The sequence below is a fragment of the uncultured Gimesia sp. genome (assembly GCF_937919775.1).
GTDB lineage: Bacteria > Planctomycetota > Planctomycetia > Planctomycetales > Planctomycetaceae > Gimesia.
The window spans coordinates 1-3,127 of sequence record NZ_CALFPF010000162.1 but is presented as its reverse complement, the minus strand read 5'-3'; the positions used below and the strand labels follow the sequence as shown (position 1 = coordinate 3,127).

The window sequence follows — 3,127 nt, the reverse complement described above, 5'->3', positions numbered from 1 at the left end:
GGAATGAATATTGAGTTTATTGATCCTTTCAATATGTGGAAAAAAGGTGTTATTTCTGATGTTCGAAATGATGGCAAAGTGAAAGTCGAGCATGCCTTCGATTATATAGATCGAGATCGACTGCGAATTCCAGATGAATAAATCGTGATGCTAACCAGAAAAAAACAAGGGCATCCAGGCAGAGATCGAAACAGACCCGGCCACGATGGCTCGAATTCGGAAAAAGACAGACAAATCTGTGCGATGGTTTCAAGAACAGCCATTTCCCCACGAGCCACGAGGAAAAGTGTTCTAAACAGATTTAGGCCTGAGACCGGGTCGCAACGGCCGCAGCATCGTGCGGGTGCAGGCTTTCCAGATGGCTGATCTCTACGCGGAAATCCTTGATCCCCTCGTATTGCTCCAGAGCCGCTTTCAGCTTGCGGGCGGCGTCTTCGCAGAACATCAGGTTGGCACCGTTTAAGCGGGCAAACTCCTGCTCATCTTCGCGTTTGACCGCTGTCTGCACGGGAGTCGCGATCACCCGTTCGAGATAATCAATCAGAGTCTCAATCGGAAAATCTTCCAGTGTGCTGTCTAATTCCACGGTCACATCCGCGTGACTTCTCTGGCTGTGCGGTACTGCCAGAATCGCTTCCTGAGTGCCCAGCCATTGAAAGATTTCATCGTGCGAGAGTTCGCTGCGACCGCCGAATGCAGTTTCAAAGGCCTGTTGAATCAACTGTCGCGACAACGCAGCCGAACAGGGACAGGCGCTGGAATACGTCAGTCGTACCTGCATCCGATGCTGGAATTCCCCCTTACGGAATGCGCTGTGAATTTTCACGGGATAAGCACGCCAGCCGGCATGATCGGACAGTAAAGCCGGTCGTTTGAAGGAATGCTCATAAGACAGTGTCAAAAAACTGTTGGCACTCATCTCCTGATGCGTCTGAACAAAATCTTTCAGGATTTCATTCACTAAAGGCAACGAAAGTATCTGATCCGCCAGTCGGTTGTTCAGACTGAGAAACAGGCGGGACATATGAATTCCCTTTACGGTTTCATCGTCCAGACTGACGGCGGCATCGGCGCGGGCCGGCGTACGAAAGATTTCCCCCGAAGCATCGCGGAGCCTGAGGACTATCTCGACTCCCGACATCCCGACGCGGTCCAGGGTGCCCCCTGTCTGGGGAACACTCTCATTGGCAACATCCGGAAGAATGGCGGGCAGTGAGGAAAGTCCCGAAGACGAAAGCGGATTCCTGTCTATCGATCCCATCTGCTTGAGATTCAGTACATCGGAAACAAATTCAAACATGCAGGCATTCTTTCGTCGGTATGGCTCAGGTGAAATTCAGATTTCACAAAAGTTTCTTCTTATTTTTATAATAACTCAAATCGTTCAGGATACTATAACAACAAAACTCTCCTATATCATTTAGTCTCAGGGATTCTTTTTTCAAGTATCAAAATTCGATAAATGCAGCGTTTTCATCGTAATAACTCCAATTGAGCCTTGAAATTACAGAAATATTGCCCCTGTCAAACCGAGCCAGTTTCTGTTTTTTGCCCCGGTCAGGCAGGACATTTGAGTTATTCCTGCCCGAAATCGACCTTTCAGCGTGCGCCCGTACTGACTCTGCCCGCAGAAATGGAGAGCCTCGCAGCCTGCTCCCAGCCCTGAGGAGGCCGTAAGGTGTCCAGAGGAATCGGAGACGATTCCTGCCCGATAAACCCGGGTCGCTGCAGCGGTGTATACATCGAAGCCTGTTGGATATTGAATTGATTCGATTGCTGAGTCAGGTAAGTTGACAGGCGATTCGTTTCAGTGTGCAGCGGATTTAATGTCAAAGCCCGTGTCACCGCCGGATACACTTTTTCCATCTCATTCGCCTGCAGGCAGGCGTACGCCACACGATACCAGTCATCGGCAGAGACATCCGTTCGCTGCTTCAGAGCCAGTTCCAGGGAAGCGACGGAATCGCTCCAGCGCTGCTCCGCACCATAGGCGACTCCCAGCAACCATTGTGCTTCCGCTCGCTGATCGATGGTGGCGCCGGTATTGTGACAGATCGGTCGCAAAATCGGAGTGGCGCGATTCGGTTCCCCCTGTTTGATTTGCAATGCCGCCAGCTTCAGACGGGAAACAATATTATAGGGGTCTACCTGCAGAACCCGGTGATAAGTCTCGACCGCGGCGGGATTCAGTTCTGCCAGTTCTTCCAGCTCTCCTTTGAGGATCAGAGCGCGGATATTCGTGGGATCAAGCTTCAAACCCAGTTCCAGGTTTTTGAGCGCATCGGTATATTGCTTTTTCTCATGCAGTAAATAAGCCAGATCAATATACGGTTTGGGATCGTCGGGGGTCAGCACCATCGTCTTTTTCAACTGTTGCATGGCTTCTTCCGAATAACCGTTCGTAATTAAAAATTCGGAAAGTTGCTGCCGGACCGCCGCATTATTCGGATTCGAATTCACAGCCTGCTTGAGCAGTTCGGCAGCCTGTTCCTGACGTCCGCTTTCGGTTGCCACTCGTACCTGCTCCACCAGATCCTGAGATTCAGAATCCCGTACCGCCATTTTCTGCCGCCAGCTGGTACAGCCGGAACTGCAGATCCCCAGCAACAGCGCCAGACTCAACCACTGCCGCAGCGAGAACCAACCGGTCACCGGCGCGCAAGTTTTCCGTTTCAGAGGCGTCAATCTGAATCTGTTCGCTGAAAACATTTTTTCAGGACGAGCTCTCATCGGATAGGATGATCTACCTGCAAGAAGTTACAAAAACAGCACAGAACTCCCGAAGCGGGAAAGATTCGCATTCACATCAGTCAAGGCTGGCTTCAGATCCCGCAACTTAACATTTTATTGATTTTTCGGGTAGAGGAACTCACCCCGATTTCTGGCCACTGGCAGGGGAACCCGTTTCGGAAGCGACAGAGGTAGAACCTTTGTGAACCCAGGGAGAATCGTGTGAATTAAGTGATGATAACATATCAACTTATCGTCATTTGTTGATCACAGACTTGCCTGAAAACCAGACATTGAGGTGGATCACCTCAAAATGGTGTGTAATCAGGCAGATTCATAGTTTAGCTAGTGGGTGTCCCGAAAGTGGCTTCGTACGGAATTTTACGTGTTAAAGCAT

The 3,127-nt window shown here is 50.2% G+C and carries 2 protein-coding genes; both read right to left on the bottom strand.

The genetic code is table 11. From position 1 onward, the window contains the following. Positions 1–301: 301 nt before the first annotated feature. Positions 302–1,300, bottom strand: a complete 999-nt coding sequence (gene folE2 / locus Q0294_RS04390; RefSeq protein ID WP_299461319.1) for a GTP cyclohydrolase FolE2 — start codon at positions 1,298–1,300, stop codon at positions 302–304. A 299-nt stretch (positions 1,301–1,599) separates the two neighbouring features. Beyond that, positions 1,600–2,652: a tetratricopeptide repeat protein gene (locus tag Q0294_RS04385; RefSeq protein WP_299461317.1), complete on the bottom strand. Its 1,053-nt coding sequence runs from the start codon at positions 2,650–2,652 to the stop codon at positions 1,600–1,602. Positions 2,653–3,127: the final 475 nt, after the last annotated feature.

Excerpts from the sequence above, each read along its gene's own strand:
- folE2 (WP_299461319.1), bottom strand. The coding sequence starts at position 1,300 with ATGTTTGAATTTGTTTCCGATGTACTGAATCTCAAGCAGATGGGATCG.